Origin of the sequence: uncultured Veillonella sp., assembly GCF_937981445.1 — a bacterium.
Taxonomy (GTDB): Bacteria; Bacillota; Negativicutes; order Veillonellales; family Veillonellaceae; genus Veillonella_A.
In genome coordinates, this window is record NZ_CALJON010000027.1 from 1 (window position 1) to 2673 (window position 2673).

The window sequence follows — 2673 nt, forward strand, 5'->3', positions numbered from 1 at the left end:
AAATTGCGATACCAATCAAAAAAGGTTCGTTTTTCTTCTTTTCTTTTAAACGAAACTACCATACTAACCTCGCTTATCAATAGAATACTGACCTAGTGTACGCCTATTTTTTGTAAAATTCAATAGTTATTTATGGCATATGCTTCTTAGACACTATCATTGGTATTCCCCTTTTTAGCGGATTCTACTGCTTTTTTTACTTCTTTATACTGTGCATGGCCTTCTTTTATTTTTATAACAAACCACTCTGATGCTGCGGCGCATAAAAATGTTACGAAGAAATACGCTCCTACGATGCAAAGTAAAATACAAAGAATCATGTAATACACTATAGGATTGAGACCAAAATAATCGTCGTTAAAAAAGATGACTTCCATAAAGCTAATAAAAGTCAATGAATGATAAGCCAACATAGCCTCCGCTAAGGCCCAAAAAGCAAATAAAATACCAAAGAAAAAATACATCGTATGTTTGTGAAGTTCTATATGCGTAGATAATTCCTTTACATATAATTTTCTAGCCATATAACCGCCTAAAAAAAGGCATAAAATTATGCCTGCATTTTGTAGGACCATATCATTAGTATCTTCACCAATATAAATTCCTAAAATCATAGAAAACAAGCCATAAAAAGCATACATAATGCCGCCTAAGCCAACACGCAAGGCTAATTTACTATATAGTTTCATACAAGTCCCCTCTTATTTACGTCTTCCTCATCTCACTATTTCAAATGGATTACCCAGTCTTCCTAGAAGATGTTCAAATTTCTCCTTCGGCATTGCCTTTTCCTTATACCATTGAAGTAAAAATTCCATTTTTTCCTGTGCCTCTTCAGCTGTAAGCCCTTTCAAAAGTATAGTTGCACTTTGCGGTTTGCTGCCACTGGCGCCTCCAGCCACTAATACAAATCCATCAGGCATACCATACACGCCAATATCTTTGATCATAGTTTCGGCACAACAACGAGGACAACCACTAATACCGATGCGAATTTTATTGGGCATGGCTTCTCCAAAATGCTTCCTATCCATATGCTTTGCCAAAGGGATTGTTTGCATAAACCCGTGGCTACAACCATCCGTGCCACGACATGCTACCACAGAATTCACAGCCTTATGCTTAACTACTGAAACCCCTTCAGGTAATTGTGTTATAATAGCTTCTTTGTCCTCTTTTGAAATATCATATAATTGAATGCCTGTAGCTACAATCCGAAAATTAGCCTTATATAAAGTAGCTAATTTCATAATATCTTGTAATTGTTCACGAGAAAATTCACTAAATAACGAATGCAATATAATCGATGTCTTCATGGACAAATGACTCCTTTTTACTTAATTTACTAAGCCCCAAAAACTTATTTTTAAGTTTAATTTATAATGAAATATGTTACGTTTTAAAATGACATTTTCAATTGAAATAATATTATACCATACTTGTTTATGAAACAAATGGATAAATAATAAACTTAAACTATAAGCAAACTACTATGTGCGTAAACTACAAAAAAATCTCATACCTGCCATGAGGTATGAGATCTTTTTTGTTTTTCCTTTGTTTTTAACATAATCTTCCTTAGGGTCATTAAAGCTAAGAAGATGAGAGTTTATAATCCTTTTAACCGCCCTAAATGTACTAAAGAACTACAATTGTTGCACCATTAACCCCTATGATTTAATTGAGAGTTTTAATTTTTAATTTCTTTAATTAAATTACCTTGTGCATCAAAACGTAAATAATATTTTTCACGCGCCCCATCTACAGTAGTAGAAGCTGTGAATACACCATCATCTACTGAATATTGGTACATAACGCCGTGTTTTACCTCGCCACCTTCTATACTTTTAGCCTTTTCCTGAGATACTTTGTAAATTTCTGTTACTTTATTAAAATCAATGGTACTAATAGCCCCTACATTATCAGCCAACACACCATCACCGGTTAATTGAACTGGCTGTGGACCACTCCACTTACCATCTTGATATATATAGGCATCAACCTTATCTGTTGTACCAGGCTTCTGAACATGAATCTCAACACGACTTCCCAATTCTTTATAATAATTAAAGGAAATATCACTCATAGCTTTTAAATCATGTCCCTTTAATTCATCTCTATTTTTAAGTTCATCTATGATTTTATTGGCTAAACCTGGCTCAGTAAGTACATTTGCTTTACTACCGCCCGTTAAACTACTAACAGCATCCCCACATCCTACTAAAAATACAACTGAAAATACAACTAGCAACATCACCCAAAGCTTTTTCATAATAGTACCTCCCCGACCAGATTAATCTTTAAATCTACCCACAAAAATACTTCATCTATATTTCATATTATAAACTATTAATGTTTTTTTCATAATATCAATCTTGAAATATACATACTCTATACCAAAAATTAACATTATATTTCTCCATTTACCCATTATATTTTCCCCTCCTACTCATTGTATGACATAGAAAAAGAATACTATTAGAAATAAACCATTGTTCACGACGCTTCTAAATAAACTATACAAAGTCTGTCAAAACAAGATCTTACGAATACTTTTACTTGTTAAAAAAAAATTGACAAACAACAATTCTTTTTAGTATCATATTATCTGTAATGCATGGGGGTATAGCTCAGCTGGGAGAGCGCTTGAATGGCATTCAAGAGGTCAGCGGT

At 33.4% G+C, this 2673-nt stretch carries 3 protein-coding genes; all 3 read right to left on the bottom strand.

Annotated elements, in window-relative coordinates; translation table 11 throughout:
• Positions 1-146 precede the first annotated feature (146 nt).
• A complete protein-coding gene (locus Q0376_RS04550) occupies positions 147-689 on the bottom strand; it encodes a hypothetical protein (protein WP_298704608.1) in 543 nt (180 codons plus the stop codon).
• A 27-nt stretch (positions 690-716) separates the two neighbouring features.
• Entirely contained in the window at positions 717-1316 is a 600-nt protein-coding gene (locus tag Q0376_RS04555; RefSeq protein WP_298704611.1) for a nitrite reductase, read from the bottom strand.
• A 374-nt stretch (positions 1317-1690) separates the two neighbouring features.
• A complete protein-coding gene (locus tag Q0376_RS04560) occupies positions 1691-2272 on the bottom strand; it encodes a hypothetical protein (RefSeq protein WP_298704614.1) in 582 nt (193 codons plus the stop codon).
• Between the last annotated feature and the right edge of the window lie 401 nt (positions 2273-2673).